Source organism: Sphingomonas caseinilytica, from assembly GCF_023516455.1.
GTDB classification, from domain to species: Bacteria; Pseudomonadota; Alphaproteobacteria; order Sphingomonadales; family Sphingomonadaceae; genus Sphingomicrobium; species Sphingomicrobium caseinilyticum.
Genome location: NZ_JAMGBA010000001.1, coordinates 678,049 through 705,020, shown reverse-complemented (window position 1 = coordinate 705,020; position 26,972 = coordinate 678,049). Strand labels below are relative to the sequence as shown.

At 63.2% G+C, this 26,972-nt stretch carries 28 protein-coding genes and 1 tRNA gene; 8 read left to right on the top strand and 21 right to left on the bottom strand.

What is annotated here, in order from left to right:
• Nucleotides 1-96: 96 nt before the first annotated feature.
• A complete protein-coding gene (locus LZ496_RS03545) occupies nucleotides 97-309 on the bottom strand; it encodes a hypothetical protein (protein WP_249903206.1) in 213 nt (70 codons plus the stop codon).
• Entirely contained in the window at nucleotides 306-1,196 is an 891-nt protein-coding gene (locus tag LZ496_RS03540) for a DUF2092 domain-containing protein (protein WP_249903205.1), read from the bottom strand. Before LZ496_RS03540 ends, LZ496_RS03545 begins: the two co-directional genes overlap by 4 nt.
• A gap of 216 nt (nucleotides 1,197-1,412) precedes the next feature.
• Here LZ496_RS03540 and LZ496_RS03535 point away from each other — a divergent pair, with 216 nt between their 5' ends.
• Together LZ496_RS03535 and LZ496_RS03530 are read left to right on the top strand one after the other, a co-directional pair.
• On the top strand, nucleotides 1,413-1,955 hold the full coding sequence (locus LZ496_RS03535) for a hypothetical protein (protein WP_249903204.1): 543 nt from the start codon (nucleotides 1,413-1,415) through the stop codon (nucleotides 1,953-1,955).
• A complete protein-coding gene (locus LZ496_RS03530; protein ID WP_249903203.1) occupies nucleotides 1,939-2,643 on the top strand; it encodes a COG3904 family protein in 705 nt (234 codons plus the stop codon). Before LZ496_RS03535 ends, LZ496_RS03530 begins: the two co-directional genes overlap by 17 nt.
• 50 nt (nucleotides 2,644-2,693) lie before the next feature.
• On the opposite strand, the gene LZ496_RS03525 is transcribed toward LZ496_RS03530, so the two are convergent.
• The 5 genes from LZ496_RS03525 to LZ496_RS03505 form a co-directional block, all read right to left on the bottom strand.
• A tRNA-Lys gene (locus LZ496_RS03525) sits at nucleotides 2,694-2,769 on the bottom strand.
• Nucleotides 2,770-2,793: 24 nt separating this feature from the next.
• On the bottom strand, nucleotides 2,794-3,285 hold the full coding sequence (gene folK / locus LZ496_RS03520; RefSeq protein ID WP_249903202.1) for a 2-amino-4-hydroxy-6-hydroxymethyldihydropteridine diphosphokinase: 492 nt from the start codon (nucleotides 3,283-3,285) through the stop codon (nucleotides 2,794-2,796).
• Nucleotides 3,282-4,871 carry a tetratricopeptide repeat-containing sulfotransferase family protein gene (locus LZ496_RS03515; protein ID WP_249903201.1) on the bottom strand — a complete coding sequence of 530 codons (1,590 nt, stop codon included), beginning with the start codon at nucleotides 4,869-4,871 and terminating at the stop codon, nucleotides 3,282-3,284. Before LZ496_RS03515 ends, folK begins: the two co-directional genes overlap by 4 nt.
• A complete protein-coding gene (aguB, locus tag LZ496_RS03510; protein WP_249903200.1) occupies nucleotides 4,868-5,719 on the bottom strand; it encodes an N-carbamoylputrescine amidase in 852 nt (283 codons plus the stop codon). The genes LZ496_RS03515 and aguB overlap by 4 nt, the downstream gene beginning before the upstream one ends.
• Complete coding sequence (locus LZ496_RS03505; RefSeq protein ID WP_249903199.1) at nucleotides 5,716-6,690, bottom strand: agmatine deiminase family protein; 975 nt, start codon at nucleotides 6,688-6,690, stop codon at nucleotides 5,716-5,718. Before LZ496_RS03505 ends, aguB begins: the two co-directional genes overlap by 4 nt.
• A 167-nt stretch (nucleotides 6,691-6,857) precedes the next feature.
• Between LZ496_RS03505 and LZ496_RS03500 the strand changes: the two genes are divergently transcribed.
• Nucleotides 6,858-8,771 carry a S9 family peptidase gene (locus LZ496_RS03500; RefSeq protein ID WP_249903198.1) on the top strand — a complete coding sequence of 638 codons (1,914 nt, stop codon included), beginning with the start codon at nucleotides 6,858-6,860 and terminating at the stop codon, nucleotides 8,769-8,771.
• 75 nt (nucleotides 8,772-8,846) lie between these two features.
• Entirely contained in the window at nucleotides 8,847-10,829 is a 1,983-nt protein-coding gene (locus tag LZ496_RS03495; protein WP_249903197.1) for an alpha/beta hydrolase family protein, read from the top strand.
• Nucleotides 10,830-10,879: 50 nt separating this feature from the next.
• Here the strand turns inward: LZ496_RS03495 and rpsD are convergent, their stop codons facing one another.
• Nucleotides 10,880-11,494: a 30S ribosomal protein S4 gene (gene rpsD / locus LZ496_RS03490; protein ID WP_249903196.1), complete on the bottom strand. Its 615-nt coding sequence runs from the start codon at nucleotides 11,492-11,494 to the stop codon at nucleotides 10,880-10,882.
• Between the two features lie 177 nt (nucleotides 11,495-11,671).
• On the opposite strand from rpsD, the gene LZ496_RS03485 reads away from it, so the two are divergent.
• Nucleotides 11,672-11,980: a chorismate mutase gene (locus LZ496_RS03485; protein ID WP_249903195.1), complete on the top strand. Its 309-nt coding sequence runs from the start codon at nucleotides 11,672-11,674 to the stop codon at nucleotides 11,978-11,980.
• 4 nt (nucleotides 11,981-11,984) lie between these two features.
• Here LZ496_RS03485 and LZ496_RS03480 read toward each other — a convergent pair whose 3' ends face one another.
• From LZ496_RS03480 to murI, 8 genes are all read right to left on the bottom strand, one after another.
• Nucleotides 11,985-12,203 carry a hypothetical protein gene (locus LZ496_RS03480; RefSeq protein WP_249903194.1) on the bottom strand — a complete coding sequence of 73 codons (219 nt, stop codon included), beginning with the start codon at nucleotides 12,201-12,203 and terminating at the stop codon, nucleotides 11,985-11,987.
• A gap of 103 nt (nucleotides 12,204-12,306) precedes the next feature.
• Nucleotides 12,307-12,540 carry a hypothetical protein gene (locus LZ496_RS03475; protein ID WP_249903193.1) on the bottom strand — a complete coding sequence of 78 codons (234 nt, stop codon included), beginning with the start codon at nucleotides 12,538-12,540 and terminating at the stop codon, nucleotides 12,307-12,309.
• 62 nt (nucleotides 12,541-12,602) lie between these two features.
• Complete coding sequence (locus LZ496_RS03470) at nucleotides 12,603-13,670, bottom strand: TrmH family RNA methyltransferase (RefSeq protein WP_249903192.1); 1,068 nt, start codon at nucleotides 13,668-13,670, stop codon at nucleotides 12,603-12,605.
• A 154-nt stretch (nucleotides 13,671-13,824) separates the two neighbouring features.
• On the bottom strand, nucleotides 13,825-14,304 hold the full coding sequence (gene nrdR / locus LZ496_RS03465) for a transcriptional regulator NrdR (RefSeq protein WP_249903191.1): 480 nt from the start codon (nucleotides 14,302-14,304) through the stop codon (nucleotides 13,825-13,827).
• 3 nt (nucleotides 14,305-14,307) lie between these two features.
• Entirely contained in the window at nucleotides 14,308-15,630 is a 1,323-nt protein-coding gene (gene glyA, locus LZ496_RS03460) for a serine hydroxymethyltransferase (RefSeq protein WP_249903190.1), read from the bottom strand.
• Nucleotides 15,630-16,076 carry a ribose 5-phosphate isomerase B gene (gene rpiB, locus LZ496_RS03455; RefSeq protein ID WP_249903189.1) on the bottom strand — a complete coding sequence of 149 codons (447 nt, stop codon included), beginning with the start codon at nucleotides 16,074-16,076 and terminating at the stop codon, nucleotides 15,630-15,632. The genes glyA and rpiB overlap by 1 nt, the downstream gene beginning before the upstream one ends.
• 49 nt (nucleotides 16,077-16,125) lie before the next feature.
• On the bottom strand, nucleotides 16,126-17,346 hold the full coding sequence (gene hemA / locus LZ496_RS03450; RefSeq protein WP_249903188.1) for a 5-aminolevulinate synthase: 1,221 nt from the start codon (nucleotides 17,344-17,346) through the stop codon (nucleotides 16,126-16,128).
• Nucleotides 17,347-17,469: 123 nt separating this feature from the next.
• Nucleotides 17,470-18,255: a glutamate racemase gene (gene murI, locus LZ496_RS03445; protein ID WP_249903187.1), complete on the bottom strand. Its 786-nt coding sequence runs from the start codon at nucleotides 18,253-18,255 to the stop codon at nucleotides 17,470-17,472.
• Nucleotides 18,256-18,330: 75 nt separating this feature from the next.
• Here murI and plsY point away from each other — a divergent pair, with 75 nt between their 5' ends.
• Nucleotides 18,331-18,933 carry a glycerol-3-phosphate 1-O-acyltransferase PlsY gene (gene plsY, locus LZ496_RS03440; RefSeq protein WP_249903186.1) on the top strand — a complete coding sequence of 201 codons (603 nt, stop codon included), beginning with the start codon at nucleotides 18,331-18,333 and terminating at the stop codon, nucleotides 18,931-18,933.
• Nucleotides 18,917-20,008 carry a DNA-processing protein DprA gene (gene dprA, locus LZ496_RS03435; protein WP_249903185.1) on the top strand — a complete coding sequence of 364 codons (1,092 nt, stop codon included), beginning with the start codon at nucleotides 18,917-18,919 and terminating at the stop codon, nucleotides 20,006-20,008. Before plsY ends, dprA begins: the two co-directional genes overlap by 17 nt.
• On the opposite strand, the gene LZ496_RS03430 is transcribed toward dprA, so the two are convergent.
• A complete protein-coding gene (locus LZ496_RS03430) occupies nucleotides 20,005-20,964 on the bottom strand; it encodes a 2OG-Fe(II) oxygenase (protein WP_249903184.1) in 960 nt (319 codons plus the stop codon). The two genes, dprA and LZ496_RS03430, sit on opposite strands and share 4 nt — an antisense overlap.
• A gap of 98 nt (nucleotides 20,965-21,062) precedes the next feature.
• On the opposite strand from LZ496_RS03430, the gene topA reads away from it, so the two are divergent.
• Nucleotides 21,063-23,534 (top strand): type I DNA topoisomerase, encoded by a 2,472-nt coding sequence (topA, locus tag LZ496_RS03425; protein WP_249903183.1) that lies wholly within the window; start codon nucleotides 21,063-21,065, stop codon nucleotides 23,532-23,534.
• Here topA and LZ496_RS03420 read toward each other — a convergent pair.
• From LZ496_RS03420 to LZ496_RS03405, 4 genes are read right to left on the bottom strand one after another with little or no spacing between them, the layout of a single operon-like run.
• Nucleotides 23,512-24,273, bottom strand: coding sequence for a HesA/MoeB/ThiF family protein (locus LZ496_RS03420; protein WP_249903182.1), 762 nt, complete (start codon nucleotides 24,271-24,273; stop codon nucleotides 23,512-23,514). The genes topA and LZ496_RS03420 overlap by 23 nt on opposite strands.
• Nucleotides 24,260-24,712 (bottom strand): dUTP diphosphatase, encoded by a 453-nt coding sequence (dut, locus tag LZ496_RS03415; protein WP_249903181.1) that lies wholly within the window; start codon nucleotides 24,710-24,712, stop codon nucleotides 24,260-24,262. Before dut ends, LZ496_RS03420 begins: the two co-directional genes overlap by 14 nt.
• Nucleotides 24,709-25,905, bottom strand: a complete 1,197-nt coding sequence (gene coaBC, locus LZ496_RS03410) for a bifunctional phosphopantothenoylcysteine decarboxylase/phosphopantothenate--cysteine ligase CoaBC (protein ID WP_249903180.1) — start codon at nucleotides 25,903-25,905, stop codon at nucleotides 24,709-24,711. The genes dut and coaBC overlap by 4 nt, the downstream gene beginning before the upstream one ends.
• Nucleotides 25,902-26,972 carry a hypothetical protein gene (locus tag LZ496_RS03405; RefSeq protein ID WP_249903179.1) on the bottom strand — a complete coding sequence of 357 codons (1,071 nt, stop codon included), beginning with the start codon at nucleotides 26,970-26,972 and terminating at the stop codon, nucleotides 25,902-25,904. Before LZ496_RS03405 ends, coaBC begins: the two co-directional genes overlap by 4 nt.

Here is a 26,972-nt window from a genome sequence, read left to right as displayed (position 1 = left end):
ACGCCTGGGCCGCGTTCCATTTCCCCGGAACGCGGCCCATTTTTTCACTTATTTTTCAGCTCTCCAGCGCGCCGAACTCGGCGGCTGGTGCGCATTTCAGCAGTTATACACGCCCGCCGCACAGCGCCTCGACGTCCGTCGAGCGACGCCGGCTACGCTGACCGGCGTCAACGGACGGCCCACTCGTGCTTCAGCCGGAGCTACCAGGCTGAATGAGTTGCTGTTCGTGAGGTAGTTTGCCGCCTCCGACGCGCCGAAGCCGACGAGCCCCGCCAGCAGCACGATCCGCACTTTCCTGGACATGGTCATTTGGAAGCTCCCACTTTGTAATTTTCGGGCAGGTCGCTGGTTTCCTTGAGCGCCGCGAGGTCCTTGATGTCCAGCTTCTTGGCGCCTGCGGGCGGCGTGAAGCTGAAATCACCTTGTCCTGCACCGGCGCTCGCGTTCCAGTCGCGAATGGTCATCGTAAATTGTGGCGCCTGATCGACGCCCTTGCTGGTGATCACATAGCGGCAGGGATACGGAGTATCGCCCTGCGCAATCCAGATTTGCCAGTCGGTGTCCTTGGCGCGAAACGCCAGGTGATCGCATTCCTTGCCGTCGATTACGCCGCTTCCGAGATCCTTTACGTCAGTGACGTCGGTCATCAGTTCATCGTAGACGTTCGACGTCAGGAAATCGGCACCGGGAAGCTGCCTGTGGAACTTGTCCCTCAGCTGCTCGACCAACGTATCGATCGTGCCGGGAGCTTCCGCCTGGATGTAGGCATTCTGACCCTTGCCGAGGAACGAAAGCGTTTTCCCGTCAAAGACCATTTCGGTATCGGAGAAACCGGATTTGCGGGTCGTTCGAACCTTGTCCGGCCTGTTCAGAAGCACGGTGCCGGAAGTCGCGACCTGGAGTTTCTGCTGCTGGTCGGTGACCACTTCGAACACCGAGTCATAGCTCAGTGATATGACCTTCTGCGCCGCGAGATAGTCCGCCATGGCCTTGAGCAGGCCCTTTGCATTCTTTGCGGATTCGTCTTGCGCCGCCCCTGCCTGTTCGGTGCCAGCTTGCTCCGTGGCGCTTGTCTCGGTCGCGGCTTGCTCGGTTGCATTTTCCTGCGCTGGCTTCGAACAGGACGATAGCGCTGGCAACAGGATCAGGGCGGGTGCCGCGGCAGACATTAGCGCCTTGCAAAGGTTCTGGGTCATTTGAGAGCTCCCCTTCTGGAAATTTCAGAAAAGCGATCGCATCGACCATCGCACCAATCGCGATCACCCCCGATCCGCGTGCGGGGCTAGGCCCGCAAACTCCGAAACGGAATCCGGAAAAGCTGGTAGCAGATGGCTAAGGGTACTCCCGCCGATTGACCGGCTTGACGGGCAGGCATAGACCGGCGTCCTGGCCAGTAAACAGGGAGCGGGCAGTTGAACGCGACCAAATTCATCACTGCGGCAATCGCCATTGCCACACTCGCCGCGCAGCCTGCGCAGGCCCAATTCTTCGGCCTCGGCAAGAAGAAGAGCGAAAGCTCCACCACCACCCAGCAGTGCCAGACTTCGGAGTCCAGGAAGCAGCGCAACAGCCTATTCGGCGCGATCGCGGGTAGCATCGCCGGTTCCGCGCTCGGCAGCGCCGGGGCAAGCGGGGCTGTGGTCGGCCTTGCGGTACCGGTCGGAAGCCTGCTGTCGACCGCGATCATTGAACAGCTCGACTGCAAGGAGCAGGTCCAGGCGGCGGAAGCCACCAACAGCGCGGTTCGCGGCGGCGTCGGCACATCTTCGGCCTGGAAGAGTGAGACCCGCGAGAATGTTTCCGGGACGTCCACCGTTACCGGCGAGGACAAGCTCGCCGACGGCACCAGCTGCGTGACCGTCACCGATGTCGTCATTGTCGATGGCGAGGAAACCACCGCCTTGAAGAAGATGTGCCGCAAGCCCGGCGAAAGTGGCTATGCCCTGGCCACATAGGGCGGGCTGCCTCGCGGCTCTGACCGCGCTGCTTTGGGCCGCCCCCGTCGCTGCGGTCAACGATCCCGTCAACCCGACCTGCCCGGAGGCGCCCGGCTGGGCGACCTATCCGCAAATGCGCTTCACGCTCGACACAAGCCGCGGAGGCCGCGTGCTTCGGGCCGAGGGCGTGATCGACGATGGCGCCGCGACCCGGCTGGCCGAAGCGCTCACCGCCAACGCGCCGGTGGAGGAGATCTGGTTCAGCTCTCCCGGCGGAAATGCCGCCATCGGCAACGAAGGCGGCCGCCTGATCCGCAAGGCGATGATCCCGACGCGCGTCCCCGCCGGCGCGGCGTGCTTCTCCGCCTGCAACTTTCTCTTCATGGGCGGCCCCATTCGCTCGGTCGACGCGGGCGGATTGTTCATTGTCCATATGTTCACCCACACCGCCAACCGAGCCTTGATCGACGTCGAAGTATCGAAGGGCGCCAACGCCACCGTCGGCCTGATCGGCGAGATCGAGCAAAGCTCGGCGATCCTCGCGACAGAGGACAATGACTTCCTCATCCGCATGGGCGTGTCGCGCAAGCTGCTGAGCGACGTGATGTACCAGCAAAAGGCGGTCGAGACGGAAGGGCAGGACCGCTCGACACGGCGCTGCCTGACCCCCGAGGAGCTGAAGCGCTACAACGTCGTCAATCTTTGACAGAAGCGGACACGCTGACGCGTGGCGTTTATTTTGAAGTGTAATGAGGCTGGTGAGCCCTGCTGGATTCGAACCAGCGACCTACTGATTAAAAGTCAGTTGCTCTACCGACTGAGCTAAGGGCCCGCACCATCGTTCGGATGGCCGCCGTTAGCGGCTGGGGCGGCGCTTGCCAAGGCGCGATAGCAGGTGGCGGACGCTAAGCGGCCCGGCAATGCGCCAGTCGGGCGCCACCGCTGCCAGCGGACCCAGAACGAAATCCCGTTCGGCGAGGCGAGGGTGGGGGATCGTAAGGCTCAAGGCCCGATATCGTCCTCCGTCCCAGGCGGCCAAGTCGAGGTCGAGCACCCGTTCTCCCCAGCGCCGGCCGGGGCGGCGACCGAATTCCCGCTCGATCCGCTTGATCGCCGCAAGCATGGCCGGCGGCTCAAGCTTGCTGCTCACCAGCGCGACCGAATTGGCGAAATCGCGGCCGGCCCCGCCGACCGCCTTGTTGAGGATGATCGGCGCCGCATCGAACAGGTCGAAATCGGCATCGAGGCGCGAAATCGCCGCTTCGACGACCCCGGACGGCCTTCCGAAGCGGCCATGGCGGCGGTTGGAACCGATCGCGACGGCATAGAGGTGAGACGAAGCGTTCACGCGGAATATCCGAAGCTCTTCACCCAGGGATCAAGGATCGGCAGGATGGGACGCAGCCGCTCCTCATATCGGCGCCATTGCTTCGACCCGTCGTAGAGCTTCTTGGTGACCTGCGTCGCGCTCATCGTCGAAACCCCGCGGCGGCGCGCGGTCTGGGCGAAGTCGCGCATATCCTCGCTCCACTCGACCCCAAGGAAATCGCAAAGCTGGCGCGTTTCGGTTTCGAAGTCCGCGACCAGCGCCTCATAGCGCAGTTCGTGGCGGGCCAAGGGCAGGGCGGCCAGGAACGCCTCCTGAGTCCGCATGACCGCGTCGTAATGGTGAGCCGTACGCTCCAGGTCGGTGAATTCGAGCGCGGCGGCAGTGAGCGCGAAATTGGAGCGAAAGCAGCTCAGGACCACGTCACGCGGATCGCGGCGCATGACGATGATCCTGGCGGCCGGAAAGAGTCTCGCGATCAGTGGCAGCATCAGGCCTTTGAGCGGATCCTTGTCGACGAACAGCTTGCCGTCCGGATCGACACCAGCGGCGCGGACCACTTGCCAATAGGCTTGGCGAAGTTCCTCCAGTTCGCTCGCGGAAGCGGAGGCGAAACGGGCTAGGCCGCCTTCGCCCAAATATTGCTCGCTGGCGGCCAGGGTCGGCCGTTCCTCGAGCGCCACGACGCCAGGGATCGATGCGAGCATATTTTCGACCAGCGTTGTTCCCGATCGCGGGAATCCGATGATGAAGGCGGGGTCGGAGGCCGCGCTGGTGACGTCGCCGGGCCAGTTGTCGATAGACGTGAATTCGCTTGCGATGCGGTCGGCCAGTTCGCGCTGGGTTTCGCCGTCGACGCCAAGCTGTTCGAAGCGGCGGGCCGAAACCCGCTTTGACTCCGCATAGGCGTCGAAGGCTTCCGCGTACCGGCCGAGACGGTCGAGCGCATCGCCCCGAATGCCGGCAAGGTTCGACCGGTTTGCGTCGCTGAGGTTCGAGGCAAGGGCCGCGTCCAGGATCGGAAGCGCGGAATCCGCCCGGCCTCGTTCGATGTCGATGCGTGCCATTCCGGCGGCGCCTTGCGGGTCCAGCGGGTCCAGCAAAAGGGCGCGTTCTGCAAATTGCAGAGCAACGTCGAAGTCGCCGCGCCGCGATGCGACCGCCGCGACACCCCCGAATGCGGATGCCGACTGCGGATCAAGCTCCGCGGCACGGCGATAGCTGGCCATTGCCGGCTCGAGCGAGCCGCCAGTTTCCAGAGCCATGCCTCGTTCAAGCCAGGGGGCAGCGGCGGTCGGGTCCAGCTTTATTGCCTCGTCGAGCGTGCGCAGCGCATCGCCAAGCTTGCCCTGCTTTCGAAGGACGGCGCCGATGGCGCCGATGATGCTCGGGTCCCCCGGGGACAGTGACAGCGCTTCATCCAGCAGTTGGCGCGAGGCGTCATATTCGCCTGCTTCCTCAAGCTTCCAGGCGACCAGGTTGAGGAGCATCGGATCGCGGGCGCCATTGGCTAGTGCTTGTTCCGCCAGGTCCGCGGCGCGCGCTATGTCGCGCTCGACCAGCGCTTGCTCGATTGCTTGCAATGTCACCGGTTCAAGCGAACTCACCGGTCTTCAACCAGCCTGCCGTAAAGCTCCGGCCGGCGGTCGCGGAAGAAGCCGAAGGCGGCGCGATGGCGCTTCGCCTGGTCGATGTCGAGCGTCGCGACGAGGACGCCGGTGTCCTCCTTGCCGAACTCGGCCAGCATGTCGCCGCGCTCGTCGCAGATGAAGCTGTCGCCGTAGAAGATCTGGCCGCCCTCGTTTCCGATGCGGTTCGACGCCACGACGGGCACGACATTCGAAACCGCGTGGCCGACCATCGCCCGGCGCCAGAGCCGCGACGTATCCAGGTCGGGATCATGCGGCTCGGTGCCGATCGCGGTAGGGTAGAACAGGACCTCGGCACCCATCAGCATCATCGCGCGCGCCGTCTCGGGGTACCATTGGTCCCAGCAGATCCCGACGCCCAGAGTGGTCCCGGCGCCCTTCCACACCTTGAAGCCGGTATTCCCGGGGCGGAAGTAGAACTTCTCTTCATAGCCCGGACCGTCGGGGATGTGGCTCTTGCGATAGACGCCCTCGATCTTCCCGTCGGGTCCGATCATGGCCAGCGAATTATAGTAATGCTGCCCGTCCGCTTCGAAGAAGCTTGTCGGGATCCAGATCCGGAGTTCCTCGGCCAGCTGCTGCATGGCTCGAACCGCCAGATGCTCTTCGGTGGGCTTGGCCGTCGCGAACAGGCCCTCGTCCTCGACCTTGCAGAAATAGGGGCCTTCGAACAGCTCGGGGGGCAGCACGACCTGCGCGCCGCGGTCCGTCGCCTCGCGGACCAGCTCGGTCACGTTGCGGATATTCTCGGTGATGTCGTCGCCGAAAGCCAATTGCATCGCGGCGACGGTGATCTTCTGACTCATGCTGGCACCTGCTGGCTGATGCAGTGGAAGCTACCGCCGCCGGTCAATATGTGATCGGCACGCAGGCCGACAACCCGACGATCCGGGAAAAGCTCCTGGACCGCTTCGACCGCTGCGCCGTCATTGGGCGCGCCGTAGAGGGGAACGACGACGGTCGCATTGCCGATATAGAAGTTCATGTAGCTCGCCGGGATAATCTCTCCGTCGCGTTCGACCAGCCCGGGCGAAGGGATTGCGACGACTTCCAGGTCCGCGTCGAGCAGCGCTTCGGCCGCGTCGGCATATGTTTCGGCGTTGGGATCGTCCGACATCGCTTCCGGAATTGCGACCCGGCCCGGGCCAACGAAGCGGGCGAGATTATCGACATGGCCATCGGTGTGGTCGTTTAGCAGGCCGTCGCCGAGCCAAACGACGCGCGAAGCGCCAAGGTCGCGCTTTAGGCGGGCTTCCACCTCGTCCTTGTCGAAACCGGGATTGCGGTTGGGATTGAGCAGGCATTGCTCCGTCGTGATGAAGGTTCCGGAGCCGTCGCCGTCGATCGCTCCGCCTTCCAGGATCCAGTCTGCCTTGGCATAGGGCAAGCCGGCCTGACCCGCGAGCCGTTCGCCAATGCTGTCATCGCCCGGCAGATCATATTTTCCGCCCCAGCCGTTGAAATGGAACCCCTGTGCCTTGCGGCCGGCACCGTCGTCGGTGACGATCGCCCCGGTATCGCGCAGCCAGATATCGCCGAACGGTTCGACAATCACTTCGGCAAATGGCGCCAGCCGCCGAGCTTCATCCGCCGCGGCTTCATCCGCCGCGACAAGCCAAACCTTCTCGCCCGCGCCATCGGCGTGAACGGCAGCCGCGAACGCCGCGACTTCGGCTTGCGCGGGCGCAAGGTCATCTTCCCAAAGGTCGGCGGCGCTTGGAAAACCAATCCAAACGGCTTGGTGGGGTGCCCATTCAGGAAGTGGAAGCTGAGTCATGGGGCGGGCCAGTAACAGGAGCAACAAATTGCGCCAAGCGAAGCTTGCATCTTGCAATTCTGATTGCCAGCATCCGCGAACTTCGGGGGAGGATGTCAGTGAAGTTGAAGAATATAATAGCTGCAGCCCTGCTGGCCGGCGTATCTTTTAGCGCGTCTGCTCAAGTAATGCCGCTCAACCAGGCGGCCCGGCAGTTCGGCGTGCGGGAAAGCGCCTGGGCCGCCGACTTGTCTCCTTCAGGGCGCAAGCTGGTCTTTCTCTCGGCCGGACCTGGTTCCTCGACAATTGCGAAAATCCTCGATCTCGACACCAAGCAGGTGACACCGATCTTTGGATCGAGCGGGAAGCCCGAGTCACTCGAATGGTGCGAATTTGCGACCGAGACGCAGCTGATTTGCATGTATACGGCGGTCGATAACATCGGCGGCGTACTGGCAGGCTTCTCGAAGCTGGTTACCTTGCGCTCGGACGGGACGAAGCAGCAATCGCTCGGCTCGAAGCGGGCCGGCTATGACATGTATATCCGCCAGAGCGACGGATCGGTCCTTGATTGGCTGCCTGACAATGAAGGTTCCGTGCTCATGGCGCGGACCTATGTCCCCAAGGTCGAAGAACGCGCGACCAATATCAAGGACGACCGGCTTGGGCTTGGAGTGGACCGGGTCGAGCTTGCCACGCTTCGATCGAAGGTTGTCGAGGAGCCGAAGAGGACAGCATCGCGATATATGTCGGATGGGCGCGGCAACGTGCGCATCATGGCGTTCAGCGACTTCGACGGTACCGACAATCTCACCGGGATTATCAAGTATCGCTATCGCACCCCGGGCGACCAGGAGTGGAAGCCGCTCGGCAATTACAACACCGTCAGTGAAGAAGGTATCTGGCCCGTCGCGGTCGAGCAGTCTTCCAATTCGGCCTATGTGCTGGAAAACCTCAATGGTCGGGATGCGCTCTATCGGGTGACGCTGGACGGATCCGGTGCCCGATCACTGGTCGCAAGCAATGACAAGGTCGACATCGACGGCGTGGTCCGCATCGATCGCGGACTTCCGGTCATTGGCTACAGCTACACGGACGACCGCGCCCGGGTGATCTATTTCGATCCCGAGTTCAAAAAGCTCGGTGGCTCGCTTAGCCGGGCGCTTCCGACGACCCCATTGATCGATTTCGTTGCCGCTTCGCGCGATGCCAAGACGCTGCTGGTTCACGCCAGCGCGGACACGCACCCGGGCACTTTCTACGTTCTGAACCGTGCGACAAAGCAAATGGAACAGCTACTGCTGTCGCGCGAACAGCTCGACGGTCAGCAGCTCGCTCCCGTCCAGTCGATCAGCTTTCCGGCCGCGGATGGGAAAATGATCCCGGCCTACCTGACCATGTCCAAGGACGGTCCGGCAAAGGGGCGTCCGGCCGTCGTATTGCCCCACGGCGGGCCAAGTGCGCGCGACAGCTTCGGTTTTGACTGGCTCGCCCAATTCCTTGCTTCGCGCGGCTATGCCGTGATCCAGCCCAACTATCGCGGGTCGGCGGGCTATGGCGAAGAATTCCTGGGCGAGAATGCCTTCCGCGACTGGAAGAAGGCGATGAGCGATATTTCCGCATCCGCCCAATATCTGGTCAACCAGGGCATCGCGGACGCCGGCAAGCTCGCGATCGTGGGCTGGTCCTACGGCGGCTATGCCGCGCTTCAATCTGCAACTCTTGAGCCCGACCGCTACAAGGCCGTGGTCGCCATCGCACCGGTTACCGACCTGTCACTGCTGCGCCGCGAATCCGACGACTATATCAACGGCAAGGTGGCGCGTGATTTCATCGGTTCGGACAGCGTGAACTTGAGGCAGGGATCCCCGCTGCAGAATGCCTCGCGCATCAAGGCTCCGGTGCTGCTCGTTCACGGCGACTTGGACTTGAACGTGCGCATCGCCCACAGCACGAAGATGGCCGACGCGCTTCAGAAAGCAGGCACTCCGGTCGAATTGGTGCGCTATCAGGAGCTCGAACATCAGCTCGACGACAGCAACGCCCGGGCCGAAATGCTGATGAAGATCGGCCAGTTGCTCGATCGGACGATCGGTAACTGACGCGCCAAGAGGTTGCGCGGGCAGTTACGTAGCGCAATTCTCAACCGTCGAATCGCGAGGGGGTAAGGGGGAGTAATGGGCGTTTCAATGAAGTGGCGGGTAGCTGCCGCGAGCGTGGCGTTTTGGGCCGCAACGGCGGCTAACGCGGGAACATTGGTGGAAGATGCAGGGGCGTTTGGTGTCCGTCCTGCTGCCGAGCAGGTTGCGATTTCTCCCTCAGGCGACCGGATACTGATGCTGGTTCCCGGCAGGGGCGCGCAAACCTCGTTGAAGGTATTCCACCTTCTTACTGGAGAGGAACGGACGATCTTGTCCGCCCCCGGCACGCCCGAAACCCTTCGCTGGTGCCGCTTTGGAAGCGAGACGCAGATCGTCTGCCGTTACGGCGGCAACCTGATGGTCGACGGTTTGCTCCTCGGCTTCGGCCGGTTGATCAGGATCGGGGTCGACGGCACCGGTCTCGCCCAGCTTGGCCAACGCTCGAGCTTTTACGATGCAGGTGTTCGTCAGTTTGACGGGCAGGTCTTGGATTGGGTCACCAACGATGGCGGCTCCGTCCTGATGGCCCGCGAATATATGAAGGAAGCGGGCCGCACCGGCACCCGGATGTCGCGCTCGAAAAGGGGCCTGGGCGTAGATCGCATCGACCTCCTCACGCTGAAATCGGAAGAGGTAGAGCCGCCGAGACCGGAGTATGACGACTTCGTCACCGACGGGCGGGGACATGTTCGTATCCGGACCGACTATGCCGAAGATTCTTCCGGAATTTTGAGCGGCCAGGTCAAATATCAATATCGGGGTGCCAACGGCGGTGATTGGCAGGCGCTCGGGACCTACGACCAGCGCAATGAAAACGGAATGCAGCCGCTCGCGATCGAAGCGGAAAGCAATTCGCTTTTTTATACCCAGAAGCTCAACGGTCGCGACGCGCTCTATCGAATGGTACTCGACGGATCCAACAAGCCTGAGCTGGTCGCCAAGAACGATGCCGTGGATATCGACGGCGTGACCCGCTTCGGTCGGGGGCAGAAAGTGATTGGCTACACCTTCGCTACCGACAAGCGCGAAGTGGTCTATTTCGACCGGGAATTTGACGGACTCTCGCAGAGTCTCGGCAATGCGATTCCGAACTTGCCGATCATCTCCTTTTCGGATTCTAGCAGCGACGGCACAAAGCTGCTGATTTTCGCGGGATCGGACACCAATCCTGGCGGTTATTATTTCCTGGATCGCAAGACGAAGGAAATGAGCCCCTTGTTCGACGCGCGACCGGCGCTTGCCAAGCGGACGCTGAGCCCGGTTAAGCCGATCACTTATCGCGCGGCGGACGGAACTTCGATCCCGGCCTATCTGACGCTTCCTCCCGGGTCGGCCGGAAAGAAGCTAGCGGCTGTCGTGCTGCCGCATGGCGGCCCAAGCTCTCGCGACGAATGGGGTTTCGATTGGCTTGCCCAGTTCCTGGCAGCCAGGGGCTATGCCGTCATCCAGCCGAACTATCGCGGCTCGTCCGGATATGGCGATGATTTCCAGGGAGCCAACGGCTTCAAGGATTGGCGAAAGGCCATTTCGGACGTCAATGATTCAGCGCGCTACCTCGTGGACCAGGGTATCGCGGACCCGGCCAAGCTGGCGATCGTGGGCTGGTCTTATGGCGGATATGCCGCCCTTCAGGCGGCCGCCGTCGAACCGACGCGTTACAAGGCAGTTGCAGCCATCGCGCCGGTTACGGATCTTGCACTTCTGAAACGGGAAGCCGACGAATATACCAGCTCCCAGATGGTTCGCGATTTCGTCGGAAGCGGCGAACATGTTCGCGAAGGCTCGCCTCTTCAGAACGCGTCTTCGATAACCGCGCCAGTCCTGCTTGTGCACGGCGATCTCGACCTCAACGTCGGCGTGCAGCACAGCGTCAAAATGGCATCGGCGCTCCAGGGTCTTGGAAGGCCCGTGGAATTCCTGCGCTTCAAGGATCTGGATCATCAATTGGATGACAGTCAGGCGCGAATCCAGATGCTGACCCAGATCGGCGCGCAGCTTCAGAAGGCATTGGGCCAATAAAAAAGGGCGGCCATGGCGGCCGCCCTTTTCTGTTCGACTGTCCCTAAGGATCAGCGCGAATAGAATTCGATGACCAGGTTCGGTTCCATCCGGACCGGATAGGGCACTTCGTCCAGCGTCGGGACGCGGGTGAACTGGACCTTGGCGGTGCCGTCCGGAGCGACATAGTCAGGGATGTCGCGCTCGGCGAGGCTCTGTGCCTCGAGGACCAGCGCCATTTCCTGCGCCTTTGAGCCGAGCTCGATCACGTCGCCGATGTCGATGCGGCGCGAGGCAATGTTGCACTTCACGCCGTTGACGCGGATGTGACCGTGGCTGACCAGCTGGCGAGCGGCCCAGATGGTCGGCGCGAACTTGGCGCGATAGACGACCATGTCCAGGCGGCGCTCGAGCAGGCCGATCAGGTTCTGCGAGGCGTCGCCCTTCATGCGGCTGGCCTGCTGATAGGTCTGCTTGAACTGCTTTTCGGTGACGTCGCCGTAATAGCCCTTCAGCTTCTGCTTGGCGCGCAGCTGAAGGCCGAAGTCGGACATCTTGCCCTTGCGGCGCTGTCCGTGCTGGCCGGGGCCATATTCGCGGCGGTTGACCGGGCTCTTGGGACGTCCGAAGACGTTTTCGCCCATGCGGCGGTCGAGCTTATACTTGGCGCTGCTGCGCTTCGACATTTATATTCTCCAATTCGCGTTCTCAAAAACGTCCGGAACCGCACCGGAAAGCCGATATGCTCTCCGCGACCACCGCTTCACCGGACATGCAGGGTCAATTGCGAGCCGCGCGCCTAGCGGCCGAGGGCGGAAAGGTCAAGCTTTGCAAGGCGCAGCAGCATTTGGCATCAGTCCGGAATGTCTGAGATTCATGACCCCGCCGATTGCAACACCATGACCGAAGTCCGCGCTGGCGTCGACGATGTCGACCGACAGGTCGTCGCGCTCCTCAAGCGGCGCTTCGGCTATATGGATGCCGCGGCCAGGATCAAACCGGATCGATCGGCCGTCCGCGACGAATGGCGCAAGGCCGACGTGCTATCCAAAGTGGACGATACGGCTGCGGCGCTCGGCTTGGACCGGGCGCTGATGGCAAGGCTTTATGAAGATCTGATCGAAACTTCGATCGCCCATGAGCTAGAGGTGTTCGACCTTACGCGCGGCTAGCCGATCAACGGCGGCGCTGCGTTGCTTCCTGGACCCGCTTCCACTGCTCGGCAGTCATGCAGACGCGCTTCGTGCCCTGAATTTGGCCCGTAACAGGCTGGCGCTTGCAGATCTTCTTCTCGGCCTCAACCACCTCGTTGGCGGGCGGCGCTGGCGGCGTGACGGCCGTACCTGCGGCACTTTCGGACGTGATCAGCAAGACGCTAAGCAACGCGGCGATCATTGGATTCCCCTAACATAGATTATGAGCTTGCGCCCCTAGCCGTCCGAAAGACGGAATGAAAAGGAGTTTGCCTTGATTTTTCGACAAACGGCGGGGGAAATTACTAGCGCGCGCCGATCGTCTTAAGGTCAGCGGCGCTCTTGCCCTGCGACTTCAAATCCCATTCGGCTTCGGTCAGGCAAAGCTTCTTGCGCATCCGCGAACCCGTATAGTTGGGATCGACCTTGCAGATCTTCTTTTCCTTCTCGGCCGTCGCGGCGGTTTCCGCCGGCTGGGTAACTTCCGTCGAGGCCGAATTGTCGGCAACAAGCAGCAACGCAAACAGTGCAGGAATCATGGAAAGCCCGTCCAGTTAGTTGATTTAAGTTGCGGTCGCCTACTGGCGAACTTGGCTAGCCGCTAGCCCGATTTCGATGAACGGTGGGTGACCAGTGCCCGGATCACACCCCGAAGTGCGGAGATCTCCCGGCTCGACCATTGCGGCTTGGTAAGGATGGTTCGAAGCGTCGTCTTGGTCGCCTGGATCCGATCCGGCGGAAAGAAATAGCCGACCGTTTCCAGTTCCTCTTCAAGCTGTCCAATTAGGCCTTCGAGGTTGCTCATCGGCGCTGCTGGCTCGGTCTCCCGCGCGGTAGGTTGCACGAGGCTGGTGCCCTTCGACCATTCATAGGCAAGTAGGATCACCGCCTGCGCCAGGTTCAGGCTGCCGAACTCCGGGTTGATCGGAACAGTGACGATGCGGTTCGCGACAGCCACATCCTCGGTCTCAAGGCCGGATCGTTCAGGGCCGAACAGGATCGCGGTGCGGCCGCCCGTGTCGTGGATCTCGCGAGCCATCTCATCAGGCCCGACTACCGGGACGACCAGGTCGCGGCGCCGGACCGTCGAGGCGAATACCAGCGAGCAATCGGCGATTGCCTCTGCCGTCGTCTCGAATACCTCCGCGCCTTCGAGTACCGCGTCCGCGCCGCTGGCCGCCGGTCCTGCGTCCGGATTGGGCCACCCATCGCGTGGGCTCACCAGCCGCAACTCGGTAATGCCGAAATTGAGCATCGCGCGTGCGGCCTTGCCAATATTCTGGCCGAGCTGGGGGCGGACGAGAACGATGATGGGTGCGTTGAGGTTGCCGTCCACCACCCGTTCGTCCTGAGGAGCCGGTGAGCCTGCCGAAGCGGCGTCTCGAAGGATCTTGGCACGGCTCGCCAACGCACTGATTGCCTTCCAATCACCTTGAATGAGGGCTTCCTTCTTGGCCCGGCTCCATCCCTTTACCTGTCGCTCGGCGGCCAACGCTTCTTCGCGTGAAGTAAACTCCTGAGCCCATACTAGCTGAACTGGACGGCGGTTTTGTGTGTAGCCAGGAACTTGGCCGGACTGGTGAGCCGCGAAACGGGCTTCCAATTCCTCACTGTGTCCGACGTAATAGCTGCCGTCGGAACAACGAAGCATGTAGGCGAAAAAGCTCATGCCAGTCCTTCGAGACGGGCCTTCGACGCGCTTCGCTTGCTCAATCCCTCCTCAGGACGAACGTAAGTTGGGAAATCCCAAGCCTTCCGTTCCTCCTGAGGAGCCGGTGAGCCTGCCGAACCGGCGTCTCGAAGGACCTTTGCACGGCCCGCTTTCATAGCAATTTGGTGTGACCCGGCGGGATCGCTTCCTTCTCCACCCGCTCGGCGATCTCGGCGAAGTCGCCCGGCTCGCTGAAGTCCTTGTAGATGCTGGCAAAGCGGATGTAGGCGACATGGTCGAGCGCCTTCAAACCGGCCATCACCGCCTCGCCGATCTTCACCGACGAGACCTCGTCGCCCATCGTTTCCATCTGGCGCTGGACGCCGCTGATCAGCTGGTCGACCTTGGCCGGGTCGATGTCGCGCTTCCGGCAGCTATGGCTGATCGCACGCTCCAGCTTGGCCCGGTCGAATGGTTCGCGCTTGCCGTCCTTCTTGACCACCGTGAGGTCGCGGATGTGCACGCGCTCGAACGTCGTGAAGCGGGCACCGCAGCCCTCGCACTGACGCCGCCGCCGGATCGCCGCGCCGTCTTCGGACGGGCGGCTGTCCTTCACCTGGCTGTCTTCATGGGCGCAAAACGGACAGCGCAAACGTCAGCCCTCGTAGATCGGGAAACGTGCGCACAGCGCACGAACGCGTTCGTTAACGGACTTCTCGACCGCTCCGTTGCCGTTGACGCCATTGGCCTGCAGCCCGTCCAGCACATCGGCGACCATGTCGGCGATGTCGCGGAATTCCGCTTCGCCGAAGCCGCGGGTCGTACCGGCGGGCGAACCGACGCGGATGCCGCTGGTCTTGACCGGCGGAAGCGGGTCGAACGGAACGCCATTCTTGTTGCAGGTGATGCCGGCATGCTCGAGGCTCTGGTCTGCGTCGGCACCGGTGACGCCCAGCGGCCGCAAATCGACCAGCGCGAGGTGCGTGTCGGTACCACCGGCAACCAGGTCGGCGCCGCGCTCCTTCAGGCGATTGGCGAGGGTCTGCGCGTTCTTGATGACCGCCTTGGCGTAGGTCTTGAAGCCCGGCTCCAGCGCCTCGCCGAAGGCCACCGCCTTGGCGGCAATGACATGCATCAGCGGGCCGCCCTGAAGGCCGGGGAACACCGCCGAATTGATCTTCTTGGCGATCGCCTCGTCATCGGTCAGCACCATGCCGCCGCGCGGGCCGCGCAGGGTCTTGTGGGTAGTCGTGGTCACGACGTGCGCATGACCGAACGGGGTCGGATGCTCGCCCGCCGCGACCAGGCCGGCGAAATGGGCCATGTCGACGAACAGAAAGGCCCCGACCTCATCGGCAATCGCACGGAATCGCGCGAAATCGAGGTGCCGCGGGTAGGCCGAACCGCCGGCGATGATCATCTTCGGCTGATGCTCCCTGGCCAGCTTCTCGACTTCGTCGAAATCGACCAGGTGATCGTCAGGACGGACGCCGTACTGGACGGCGTTGAACCATTTGCCCGACTGCGCGGGCGGGGCTCCATGGGTCAGGTGGCCGCCGGCCGCCAGGCTCATGCCCATGATCGTATCGCCGGGCTTCAACAGCGCCATCATCACCGCGCCGTTTGCTTGGGCGCCCGAGTGCGGCTGGACGTTGGCGAATCCGCAGCCGAACAGCTGCTTGGCCCGCTCAATGGCCAGCGTCTCGACCGAGTCCGACGGGCCGCAGCCCTGGTAGTAGCGACGGCCGGGATAGCCTTCCGCATATTTGTTGGTGAGGACCGAGCCCTGCGCTTCCAGCACCGCCTTGCTGACGATATTCTCCGAAGCAATCAGCTCGATCTGCTCCTGCTCGCGGCGGAGCTCGGCCTTGATCGCATCAGCCACGGCCGGGTCGGCGTCGCCGAGCTGCCGGGTGAAGAAGCCGAGTGGCTGGACGTCGGCCAAATTACGGGTGTCAGCTTCGGGCGCGGTGGCCATCAGTCGCTTTCCTGCAGGAGTTGTGAGAGTTGGTCGACGCGGCGCTGGTGGCGCCCGCCGGCGAATTCGGTGCCAAGAAAGGCGTGCACGCAGGCCTTGGCCATGTCGGGGCCGATCAGCCTTGCGCCAAGCGCAAGCACATTGGCGTCATTATGTTCCCGGGCGAGGCCCGCGGACAGCGGATCGTCGACCCGCGCGCAGCGGCACGCCGGGTTGCGATTGACCGCGATGGAGATGCCGATGCCGGAGCCGCAGACGACAACGCCGCGTTCGGCTTCGCCGCTGGAAACGGCATCCGCCAGCTTGGCGCCGAACTCCGGATAATCCACGCTTTCGGGACCATTCGTACCCAGATCGAGGACGTCGTGACCTGCTTCAGTCAGCCATTGGCTGAGTTCGTCTTTCAAGAGGTAACCGGCATGGTCGGCGGCAAGGGCGATGCGCATGGCATGCACCTAGGCCAAAGGCCCAAGATTCGCCAGTCCATCGGACCGATTAAGCGGCCTTGCGGAATTCCAGTTCGAGGCGGCCCCAGATTTCGACCAGCGCGGTCGTGAGCTCGTCCATCATGGCCTCGCTGTGGGTCGGCCCAGGGGTGAAGCGCAGGCGCTCCGTACCGCGGGGTACCGTCGGGAAATTGATCGGCTGGACGTAAAGCCCATACTCGGCGAGCAAGATGTCGCTGATGCGCTTCGCCTTGACCGGGCAGCCGACCAGCAACGGCACGATGTGCGTGACGCTCTCCATGACGGGGAGGCCAGCCTCGCCGAACTTGGCCTTGAGCGCCGCGGCGCCCGCTTGCTGAGCCGCGCGCTCTTCGCTCGATTGCTTGAGGTGCTTTACGGACGCCAGTGCACCCGCGACCAGCACCGGCGACAGCGAGGTCGTAAAGATGAACCCCGGGGCGTAGCTGCGGATGCAATCGATGATGTTGCGGTCTGCCGCAATATATCCGCCCATGACGCCGAACGCCTTGCCCAGCGTCCCTTCGATGATCGTTACCCGGTGCGCGACCGCGTCACGCTCGGAGATGCCGCCGCCGCGCTCGCCGTACATGCCGACCGCGTGGACTTCGTCGAGATAGGTGATCGCGCCATATTTGTCGGCAAGATCGCAGATCGCACCGATCGGCGCGACATCGCCGTCCATCGAATAGACGCTCTCGAACGCAATCAGCTTCGGCGTTTCCGCCGGAGCTTCGAGCAGCAATTGCTCGAGATGTTCGAGATCATTGTGCCGGAAGACCCGCTTTTCGCAGCCCGAATTGCGGATGCCCGCGATCATCGAGGCGTGGTTCAGCTCGTCCGAAAAGATGATGCAGCCGGGCAGCAGCTTGCCGAGCGTCGACAATGCTGCCTCGTTGGATACATAGCCCGACGTAAACAGAAGCGCGGCTTCCTTGCCGTGGAGGTCGGCGAGCTCGCCTTCCAGTTCGACATGGTAGTGGGTGTTGCCGCCGATGTTGCGCGTGCCGCCCGAACCGGCGCCGACATCGTGAAGCGCTTCTTCCATCGCCGCGACGACCGCGGGGTGCTGGCCCATGCCGAGATAGTCGTTGGAACACCAGACGGTGATCGGCTTCGGACCATTGTGGCCGTGGAAGCAGCGGGCATTGGGGAAGCTGCCCTTGGTGCGCAGGATGTCGATAAAGACTCGGTAGCGGCCTTCCTCGTGCAGCCGATCGATCGCCGCCTGAAAAATGCTGTCGTAGTTCATCATGCCAAGCTTTACCCGATGCGGCGCACTTGCGGATTAGGGGAATTCCCGGAACCACCCCTCCGTATAAGGCGGCCAATTAACCGCAGTTGTAGACAAAGGCCATTGCGAACGACTCGCAAGTTAGAGCTGGTGGACCTCGTCGAGTCCGAACCTGGACAATGCCCCCCGCAGGGCGTCTGCGGGCGGCGACGTAAACACTGCCTTTCCCGTCGGCCGGGCCGGCCATTCCTGTCCGCCGGTCAAGTAGGCGATGCGCCTCGCGATGCCGGTTCCGCCGTCGACCTGCGCGATGCTTGGGAAAGCCGTCGCGATTTCATCGGCCAGAAGAGGGAAATGGGTGCAAGCCAGAACCATCACGTCCATCTTTTCGCCGTCGGGCTGCCGAACCATCGGCGCGATCGCATCATGGATGGACTCTATGGAAATGGGTTCGCCGGCGAGCTTGGCTTCGGCCAGTTCGACCAGTTCCGGGCTGCCGTGACGGATCACCGTGCAGTCGGATGCGAAGCGCGCTGCGAGGTCGTCGACATAGGGTTGGCGAACGGTAGCTTCGGTGCCGAGCACGCCGATGACCCTGCTCCTCGAAAGCTCGGCGGCCGGCTTGATGGCGGGCACGGTGCCGACAACCGGAATCTCGAGCGCTGCCCGTGCGTGGTCGAGCGCAATCGTCGAGGCGGTATTGCAAGCGATCACGGCCAGGCGCGGGCGAAATCGCGCAACCAGGCGGGCGAGTAGCTCAGGCACCCTGACCGCCAATTCCTCCTCGGTCCGCTTGCCATAGGGGAAGCCGGCGCTGTCGGCCGCATAGACGATCGGGGCGTTAGGCAGCAGCTCGCGGGTCGGACCAAGCACGCTGAGGCCGCCGACGCCCGAATCAAAGAAGAGTAGTGGAGCGGAAGGATCCATCGTCCGGCTGAGCTAGGGTGAAGGCCCGGCTCGCGCAACGTTGCGGGCGGCAAATGATCTGCTACCCATCTGACGATGAACAGCGCGACTGTCCTTGCCCTGGCCGTTGGCTATCTGCTGGGCTCCATCCCCTTCGGATTGCTGCTCACGCGGCTGGCGGGAAAGGGCGACATCCGCGACATCGGATCGGGCAACATCGGCGCAACCAATGTTCTGCGGACGGGAGCGAAAGGCTTGGCCGCCGCGACCTTGATCTTGGATGCCTTCAAGGGTGCGGTCGCGGTCATGATCGCCCAGCGCTTCTGGCCTGACGCCGTCAACTTTGCCGCGGCCGGCGCGCTCGTCGGCCACCTCTATCCTGTCTGGCTCCGCTTCAAGGGCGGCAAGGGCGTGGCCACGATGCTCGGCATTCTCGTCCCGCTCTTCTGGCAGGGCGCGCTTGTCTATGCGGTCGTCTGGCTGGGCATGCTTTTGATTATAAGGATCAGCTCGGCTTCGGGCATGGCGGCAGCCCTTAGTGCTCCGATCACCGCCGCGGTGCTTGGTAAAATGGCGCTGGTCCCGATGCTGCTGGGCTTCGCGCTCTTAATTATCTGGAAGCATCAGGAAAACATCCGTCGCCTACTCAAGGGAGAAGAACCCAAGGTAGGCAAGAAGAAGGTTGAAGGCCCCGCCTGACATTATCGACCGGGTGCGGTTGATCCGGACTCCCGGAATAGGACCAGTAACTTACCGCCAGCTCCTGCTTCGCTTCGGCAGCGCCGAGGCGGCCTTGGCGGCCATCCCGGACCTGGCCCGCCGTGGCGGCGGCAAGGCTCCGGCGATATTCCCCAAAAGCGCAGCCGATCGCGAGTTTGCGGCGGTCGAGAAGGCCGGCGCCCGTTACCTGATCCTCGGACAAGGCCTGTATCCGCGAGCGCTCGCGGAGTTGGAGAGCGCGCCGCCGCTGCTTACCGTCATCGGCAGGCTTGCGCTGCTGGAGCAGCCGATGGTTGCCATCGTCGGGGCTCGCAACGCCAGCGCCGCGGCATGCCGCTTCGCACGCGGCCTCGCGCATGACTTGAGCCGGGAAGGGGTCGCCGTCGTATCCGGGCTGGCCCGGGGCATCGACAGCGCCGCGCTCGACGGTTCGATCGATAGCGGCACGATTGCCGTTATCGCCGGCGGCGTGGACGTCTATTATCCGCCGGAAAACGAGGTTCGGCAGAAGGACGTTGCGGAGCGCGGGCTGCTGGTGGCCGAGATGCCGCCCGGGACGGAGCCGAGGGCGCGTCACTTTCCCTACCGCAACCGGATCATTGCCGGCCTCGCCGTAGGAACCGTCGTCATCGAAGCCGCTCCACAGTCCGGTTCGCTGATCACCGCCCGGCTGGCGGCAGAAGCGGGCCGGGAGGTGATGGCCGTCCCCGGATCGCCGATCGATCCCCGCGCCCAGGGATGCAACCAGCTCATTCGAGAGGGAGCGACATTGATCCAATCGGCCGCCGACGTCATCGAATGCATCGGCAACCTCCACGGCAAGCTAGCCAGCCCGCCCAACGCTTCGGAATTTCGTCCCGGGCCCGAACGCAACGAAGGCGAACCCGAGGTTCTCGCACTGGTCGAAGCATTGCTCGGTCCTTCGCCGGCCCCGGTGGACGAGATCGTTCGGCTTTCGGGCGCGAGCCCAGGAGCAGTCCAGTTGGCCCTGCTTGAGCTCGATCTGGCAGGCCGGCTGGATCGCCATGCCGGCAACAAGGTCAGCCTCCGCTAGGGTATCCAGCGCCCTTCGCGGATCCAGCGCGTCGCCAGATATTTGGCGCCCCTGGTCACCGGCAGGCCCGCATGCTCGCTGTTCGGATTGGGGCCGGTACCGGCCCCATCGTTGCGAAACAGAAGGACGTCGCCGGTCCTTCCTTTGACCTTCAAACCGGTGCGGACGAACTCCGTCTCGCCGCCCTCATAATCGTCATTCAGGTAAATGAGCGCGGTCAGGATGCGCCGGTTCTCCGCGCCTTCGACAAAATCGAAGTGAGGCCGATATTCCTGGCCGGGCGAGTATCGGAGCAGGGCTAGCGCCTCGCCACCTTCATAGTGACTTCCGCTGACCGCTGCGATGCGGCGATTGAGGGCGACAACCGCGGGATCCTCGATCAGCCAGTGGATCGTCGATCCGTCGGACGTCCGGATCTCGTCGCGGACCAGCTGGCGGTTGGAATCATAAACCATCGACGGTTCGAACTGATCGCCGGTTGCTTCCATCAGGTAACGGCATTCGGCTGGGGTCAGCAGTTGCTCGAAATGCACTACTTCCGGGTCGTCGCTCAGCTTTTTGCCTCCGGGAACGGCGTTCGGATCACCTTCGGGGTCCAGATCCATCGCCTCGATGAGGCTCAATGCCTTGCGTCGTGCCGGCACCTGGCGAGCTTCCGTTCGGAGCCGCTCCATGGACTGACGCCAATTCCTGTTCCCGGCCACACCGCTCGCCAGCAAATTGGTAACGACCAGGTTGGACTTGCCATGGCCGCGAGCCGCCCCCTGTTCGAAAAATCGACGTGCCTGCTTGGGGTCCTGCGCGACCAACCCGCCACGCCAGGTCATCTCCGCCAGGACGCCGAGCGCTTCCGCATTGCCCGTGGCAGCAACCTGGCGGATCAATTGGACCGCTTCGGCATTGCGTCCGGCGTTGGACAAGGCAATGGCCTGGTTGAGCATCGGATGTCGCGCCATGCGCGGGCTATGGCAGGCACGTTTGTAAAAGGCGAGGTGCTTGACGAGGTGGAATCCGGCGTCCGACAATCGCGCGTACGTACGTAAAGGGGTCAGCGTTGAAGCTTGTTGTCGTTGAATCGCCCGCGAAGGCGAAGACCATCGAAAAATATCTTGGGCCAGGCCACAAGGTTCTGGCCAGCTACGGCCATGTCCGCGATCTGCCGCCCAAGGACGGCTCGGTCGATCCGGACGATGGCTTCGCAATGGAGTGGGACACCTATCCAGACAAGGCGAAGCAGCTCAAGGCCATCGCCGAAGCGGCCAAGGGCGCGGACGCGCTGATCCTCGCGACCGACCCCGACCGCGAAGGCGAGGCGATCAGCTGGCACGTCCAGGAGGTGCTGAAGAAGCGCAAGGCCCTGCCGGCGAAGGTCGACCGCGTCACCTTCAACGCCATTACGAAGAGCGCGGTGACCGAGGCAATGGCTCGCCCTCGCGCGCTCGATGAAGATCTGATCGACGCGTACAAGGCGCGTCGCGCGCTGGATTATCTGGTCGGCTTCACCCTTTCGCCGATCCTGTGGCGCAAGCTGCCGGGCGCAAAGTCCGCAGGTCGCGTCCAGTCGGTCGCGCTTCGCCTGATCGTCGATCGCGAACGCGAGATCGAACTCTTCAAGACGCAGGAGTATTGGCAGGTCTCGGCCACGTTCGAAGCTGACGGCACTCCGTTTAACGCCCGTCTCGTATCGCTCGACGGCAACAAGCTCGATCGCCTGTCGATTGGCGACAAGGGTTCGGCGGATGCCGCGAAGAGGGTCGTCGAGGATGGCCGCTTCACGGTCGTTTCGGTTGAAACCAAGCCGCTGTCGAAGAACCCGCCGCCGCCGTTCACCACATCGACCTTGCAGCAGGAGGCTGCGCGCAAGCTGGGGTATTCGGCCAGCCACACGATGCGGCTCGCTCAGTCGCTCTACGAGGACGGTCTCATCACCTACATGCGTACGGACGGCGTCCAGATGGCCGGAGAAGCGATCAGCGCCGCGCGCCGCGCGGTCGCCGACCGCTATGACGCCGGTTACCTGCCCGACAAGCCGCGCCAGTACAGTAGCAAGGCCAAGAATGCGCAGGAAGCCCATGAGGCGATCCGGCCTACCGACTTCACCAAGGATCGTGCGGCGAGCGGCGATCATGCGCGGCTTTATCAGCTGATCTTCAACCGTGCGCTGGCCAGCCAGATGGCGTCGGCGCGGCTTGAGCGCACCACCGTCGAACTGACCGATGGCGCGGGCCGAGCGACGCTGCGCGCGACGGGTCAGGTTACGATATTCCCGGGCTACCTAGCTCTTTACGAAGAAGGCCGGGACGAAAAGTCGGACGACGAAGATGGTGCGCGGATGCCGGCCCTTCGGTCGGGTGATGCGCCGACCAAGACCGGTGTCGAGGCGACGCAGCACTTCACCCAGCCGCCGCCGCGCTATTCGGAAGCGAGCCTCGTCAAGCGGCTGGAGGAGCTTGGGATCGGCCGACCGTCGACCTACGCCGCGACGCTGCAGACGCTCAAGGATCGCGAGTATGTCCGGCTCGAAAAGAACCGCTTCACTCCGGAAGAGAGCGGGCGGCTTGTAACCGCGTTCCTCGAGCGCTTCTTCGAACGTTACGTCAGCTTCGACTACACCGCCGAACTGGAAGAAGAGCTCGACGATATTTCGGGCGGCCGGCTCAATTGGCAGAAGATGCTCGAAGAGTTTTGGCGCGACTTCAAGCCGAAGGCCGGCGAGGTGATGGAGCAGAAGCCGTCGGACGTGACGGCGGCGCTCGACGACTTCCTTTCGCCCTGGCTGTTCCCGGACAAGGGGGACGGTTCGGACCCTCGTTTGTGCCCGCTTTGCGGAACGGGTCAGCTTGGCCTTCGCGGCGGGAAATTCGGCGCGTTCGTTGCCTGCTCAAACTATCCGGAGTGCAAATACACGCGCCGCTTCGGGCAGGGCGAGGAAACGGCGAGCGAGGGGCCGACCGAGATCGGCAATGGCATCGAGCTGAAGAGCGGGCGATTTGGTCCCTATCTGGAACGCGACGGTGCTCGAGCATCGCTGCCGAAGGATGTCCCGCAAGACGGCCTGACATTGGAAATGGCGGAGAAGCTGCTGTCGCTGCCGCGAGAGATTGGCGCGCACCCCGAGACCGGAAATCCCATCGTCGCCTCGATCGGCCGCTATGGTCCTTACCTGATGCATGATGGCAAATATGCCCGGCTCTCGTCGACCGCAGAGGTGTTCGACACCGGCATGAATGCAGCGGTCGTCAAGCTCGCCGAGGCTGCCGCCGCCAAGGGTGAACGCGGCGGTTCACGCGAACCGATCGCGGTCCTCGGTGCGCATCCGGAAAGCGGCAAGGACATCAAGGTTATGGAAGGCCGATACGGTCCCTACGTCAGCGACGGAACGACGCACGCCACATTGCCCAAGACCGCCGATCCCAAGGCGGTGACGCTGGATGAAGCGGTGACGCTGATCGATGCGAAGGCTGCGAAGGGTCCGTCCACCAAGGGGCGACGTAAGGCTCCGGCTAAGAAGAAGGCGAAGAAGTAGATCCGCACGCGCGGCAGGCGGGGTCGGCAATGATCCGTACCTGCCGCCAGTTGAGGTTCGATCCATCGAGTAGGTGAAGCGTGCCTGATACATCGGGCGCGATGCCGACGATTGCCCGGATTGCGAGTAGCGCCGCGAAGCTTCCGACCGTCCCCGTCAGCGCGCCCAGCACGCCAAGTTCCGCACAAGTATCGCAATCGTCGGCGTCGAATGCATCACCCACGAAGCAGCGATAGCAGGGCCTACCGCGGAACAGTGCGACTTGCCCCTGGAATTGCTGCGCGGCGGCGGAAATCAGCGGAATCCCTAGCCGGACCGCTGAGTCGCTCACGAGGAGGCGTGTCGCGAAATTGTCGGTGCCGTCGATGATCAGGTCATGGTCCGACAGGATGGCGTCGGCGTTGTCGATCTCGATCCGGTCGGCAACCGTCCGGCATTCGACATTCGGGTTCCGGCTGCCGATGAACCGGGCCGCGAGGTCCACCTTTCGCTCGCCGATCTGGTCGGCCTCGTAGAGGGGTTGGCGTTGCAGGTTCGACAGGTCGACGCGGTCATCGTCGATGATCGTCAAATGGCCGACACCAGCGCCGGTCAGGGCAGGGATGACGCCTGCTCCGATGCCGCCGGCCCCTACAATAGCGATACGCGCAGCCTTCAACCTTAGCTGGCCGGCGCCGCCGACTTGCGGAAGGACGATGTGCCGCGCGTAGCGGTCGAGTTCTTCGTCAGAGAGAGCCATGGCCGCCGGTCGAGCCGAAGCCGCCCGCGCCGCGCTCCGTCTCGCAAAGCTCCTCGACCTCGTCGAACTCGGCGAGCGTCACGGCGGCCGGAACCAGCTGGGCGATGCGATCGCCGCGCCGGATCGGAAACGGCTCGCCGCCATGGTTGATCATGATGACCTTGAGCTCGCCGCGATAATCGCTGTCGATCGTGCCGGGGGTGTTGGGGACGGTGATGCCGTGCTTCAGGGCAAGGCCGGAGCGCGGCCGCACCTGGATCTCATAACCCTCCGGAATGGCGACCTTGAAGCCCGTCGCGACCGCATGGCGCTGCCCGGGAAGAAGGTCGAGCTCCTCCGCCGCGACCACATCCATTCCCGCCGCGCCATGGGTGGCATAGCTGGGCAGGGGCAAACCCTCGCCATGGGGAAGACGCGTCAACCGGATACGAATGGTCATGAAAATTCCTGTGCGATGCGGGCAATCAAATGGCGTGCGACATCTTCCTTGGCCGCTTCCGGCCAATCCTCGACGCCGTCGCTGGTGACAAGGTGAATGCGGTTGTGGCTTCCGCCCATGACGTTGCCGGAGACGTCATTGGCGACGATCCAGTCCGCCTTCTTGGACGACAGTTTGGACCGGGCGTTGGCGACGACGTCGTTGGTCTCGGCGGCAAAGCCGATCAGCAGACTGGGCCGATCGGGATGGGTTCCCAAAGTCGCCAGAATGTCGGGATTGGGCGCGAACCGGAGTTCGGGCGGACCATCGCCCTTCTTGAGCTTTTTGGTTGCAGCTTCGACGCGCCAATCCGCGACGGCGGCAACCAGGATCGCCACATCGGCGGGCAGCGCGGCCTCGACGGCGTCAGCCATCTGCTGGGCGGTCTCGACGTCGACCCGGGCAACGCCGCCGGGCGTAGGAAGGGATACCGGCCCGGCGACCAGCGTGACCCGCGCGCCTGCCTGAGCGGCCGCAGCAGCGATCGCAAAGCCCTGTTTGCCGGACGATCGATTGGCGATCACGCGGACCGGGTCGATCGGCTCATGGGTGGGGCCAGCGGTGATGAGTATATGCTTGCCTGAAAGCGGGCCAGCTTGACCGACTTCGACCGCGACTGCTGGTCCAAGCATGGGCTTGATCCGGGCGAGAATGTCCGCCGGTTCCGGAAGTCGACCCGGGCCATATTCACCGCAAGCCATTGGCCCTTCGTCAGGGTCCAGCACCGTGATGCCATCGGCCTTCAGCTGCTCGACGTTGCGCTGCGTCGCGGCGTGCTGCCACATGCGGACATTCATCGCCGGGGCGATGACGACCGGCTTGTCTGTCGCGAGTAGCAGGGTCGTCGCCAGGTCATTGGCAATCCCCCTCGCCATTCGGGCGATGAGGTCGGCCGTAGCCGGTGCGACGAGAACGATGTCGGCGGCGCGGGACAGCTGGATGTGCCCCATCTCCGCTTCATCCTTGAGGTCCCATAGCGAGGTGTAGACCGGACTTTCGGCCAGCGCCGCGAGGCTCATTGGTGTCACGAAATGCGATCCGCCTTCGGTCAGGACGGGAGTGACCGAATGTCCATCCTTGCGGAGCAGGCGAACAAGTTCGGCCGCCTTGTAAGCGGCGATGCCTCCGCCAACGATGAGCAGGATGCGGCTCATGCGGCCCGATATGGAGTGCGGGTTACGGCTTTCGCAAGGTCAGATGTTGCCTTGGGGAGGAATGCCAGGCCGGCATAGGCAAGTGGAGCCGGCAGCAGCCCCCAGTAAAAGGTGTCGGGCCGGGCAAAGAGTGCAAGCATTGCTGTATAGCCGGCGAGCAGGATCGAAACGCGTAGTGCCCAGCCCGTTTTCACCGACGCCCAGCCGAACAGCGAGAGAAGCAGTAGCCCGGCGGCGATCGCATCAGGCAGGCGGATTCCATATGTGACCTTGGCGATGCTCTTGAATGCGAACTCGGCGCCCAGCACCCGCGACCATCCGGGCGAAGGCGGATCCCCCGGAAGAACAACCTCGCTGACCCATTGGGCATGCAGGGTCATATAAATTCCGAACAGGACGACAGCGAGCGCCCAGCCGGCCGCTTCCCGCCAGCGCCTTTCCAGTAGCGCCAAGCCGCCCATGGCAAGGATCATCGGCAGGGCCAGTTCGCGGATCATCAGCGCAAGCCCGCCTGCAACGATGGCCGGCCATGGATTCTCCGGTCGTCGAATGGCCACCATCAAGGCCAGCAGGAGTGCGGCCCAGCTTTCGTGGAACAGACCGGCCTGAGGCTGAAGCATTCCGCCGAGGCCAGTTCCGATCAAGATCATGATGGCACCCAGCAAGGGAAGCGGAAGGACCGATCTCAGCCTCATCCACCATGCGACCATCAGCCCGCCGCAGAGCAGCCAGAGGGCCACCATCATGACCCGATGGCCGAACATCGCGTATACGGTCGCGTGCGTTGGAAGTCGAAAGGTGAAGAATGGCTTCAGCGGATAGTGATTCTTGCGCTGGGCCTCCGCGGCTACCTTATAATAATCGCCACCGGACCGAACGCCGTCGATTATGTCCCGATAAAGCTGCAGGTCGCTCGGCTGGGCCTTCGAGGCCCGAAGCTTGGGCGCCGGACCTGCCTCAGGCGACCAGGCTACCGCAACTAGAAGGGCGGCAACTACCGCCACCAGCGCCAGCGCTGCGCCCCGTGACCAGCCTTCGAACCGGGTCGGTATGGCCCCCCAGTTCAT

Coding starts and splice junctions, on each gene's coding strand:
- LZ496_RS03530 (WP_249903203.1), top strand. CDS start 1,939: ATGCCCTGGCCACATAGGGCGGGCTGCCTCGCGGCTCTGACCGCGCTG.
- LZ496_RS03470 (WP_249903192.1), bottom strand. CDS start 13,670: ATGAGCTTTTTCGCCTACATGCTTCGTTGTTCCGACGGCAGCTATTAC.
- LZ496_RS03545 (WP_249903206.1), bottom strand. CDS start 309: ATGACCATGTCCAGGAAAGTGCGGATCGTGCTGCTGGCGGGGCTCGTC.
- dut (WP_249903181.1), bottom strand. CDS start 24,712: ATGACCATTCGTATCCGGTTGACGCGTCTTCCCCATGGCGAGGGTTTG.
- plsY (WP_249903186.1), top strand. CDS start 18,331: ATGAACAGCGCGACTGTCCTTGCCCTGGCCGTTGGCTATCTGCTGGGC.
- LZ496_RS03405 (WP_249903179.1), bottom strand. CDS start 26,972: ATGAACTGGGGGGCCATACCGACCCGGTTCGAAGGCTGGTCACGGGGC.
- LZ496_RS03430 (WP_249903184.1), bottom strand. CDS start 20,964: ATGGCGCGACATCCGATGCTCAACCAGGCCATTGCCTTGTCCAACGCC.
- LZ496_RS03540 (WP_249903205.1), bottom strand. CDS start 1,196: ATGACCCAGAACCTTTGCAAGGCGCTAATGTCTGCCGCGGCACCCGCC.
- LZ496_RS03485 (WP_249903195.1), top strand. CDS start 11,672: ATGTCTGAGATTCATGACCCCGCCGATTGCAACACCATGACCGAAGTC.
- aguB (WP_249903200.1), bottom strand. CDS start 5,719: ATGAGTCAGAAGATCACCGTCGCCGCGATGCAATTGGCTTTCGGCGAC.
- LZ496_RS03505 (WP_249903199.1), bottom strand. CDS start 6,690: ATGACTCAGCTTCCACTTCCTGAATGGGCACCCCACCAAGCCGTTTGG.
- murI (WP_249903187.1), bottom strand. CDS start 18,255: ATGGATCCTTCCGCTCCACTACTCTTCTTTGATTCGGGCGTCGGCGGC.
- hemA (WP_249903188.1), bottom strand. CDS start 17,346: ATGAACTACGACAGCATTTTTCAGGCGGCGATCGATCGGCTGCACGAG.
- LZ496_RS03500 (WP_249903198.1), top strand. CDS start 6,858: ATGCCGCTCAACCAGGCGGCCCGGCAGTTCGGCGTGCGGGAAAGCGCC.
- rpsD (WP_249903196.1), bottom strand. CDS start 11,494: ATGTCGAAGCGCAGCAGCGCCAAGTATAAGCTCGACCGCCGCATGGGC.
- LZ496_RS03420 (WP_249903182.1), bottom strand. CDS start 24,273: ATGGCTCTCTCTGACGAAGAACTCGACCGCTACGCGCGGCACATCGTC.
- rpiB (WP_249903189.1), bottom strand. CDS start 16,076: ATGCGCATCGCCCTTGCCGCCGACCATGCCGGTTACCTCTTGAAAGAC.
- coaBC (WP_249903180.1), bottom strand. CDS start 25,905: ATGAGCCGCATCCTGCTCATCGTTGGCGGAGGCATCGCCGCTTACAAG.
- LZ496_RS03475 (WP_249903193.1), bottom strand. CDS start 12,540: ATGATTCCTGCACTGTTTGCGTTGCTGCTTGTTGCCGACAATTCGGCC.
- LZ496_RS03480 (WP_249903194.1), bottom strand. CDS start 12,203: ATGATCGCCGCGTTGCTTAGCGTCTTGCTGATCACGTCCGAAAGTGCC.
- glyA (WP_249903190.1), bottom strand. CDS start 15,630: ATGGCCACCGCGCCCGAAGCTGACACCCGTAATTTGGCCGACGTCCAG.
- LZ496_RS03495 (WP_249903197.1), top strand. CDS start 8,847: ATGGGCGTTTCAATGAAGTGGCGGGTAGCTGCCGCGAGCGTGGCGTTT.